The sequence below is a fragment of the Pseudoalteromonas sp. SIMBA_162 genome, from assembly GCF_046535955.1.
GTDB classification, from domain to species: domain Bacteria; phylum Pseudomonadota; class Gammaproteobacteria; order Enterobacterales; family Alteromonadaceae; genus Pseudoalteromonas; species Pseudoalteromonas marina.
Map to the genome: position 1 here is coordinate 1 of NZ_JAWJBQ010001174.1, position 237 is coordinate 237.

A 237-nucleotide genomic window follows, 5' to 3' on the forward strand; every position below is an offset into this window, starting at 1 on the left:
GGGTGTTCATGGTGCCGTTAAGATGCGATACCGGCGACCAGGCTTGGGAAAGGCGGTCGTTCACCGCTTCCAGCGGCGCGGCAAAGTTGTCCCACGCTGGGGGTGTGGTAGCGGCCTGTTGGGCAAGGCGGTCGATGGCTTCGCGGCTCTCATCGAGCAGCGTTTCCACGGCGGGCACCACGTGATCGGCACGAATGTCGGCGAAGGGGGGAAGCTCGTGGCTCTCTAGCAACGGGT

The 237-nt window shown here is 64.6% G+C and carries 1 pseudogene; it reads right to left on the reverse strand.

Features of this window, described 5'->3' with window-relative positions:
- A pseudogene (locus R0J88_RS23380) lies at positions 1-237 on the reverse strand (oligopeptidase A); the annotation flags it as partial.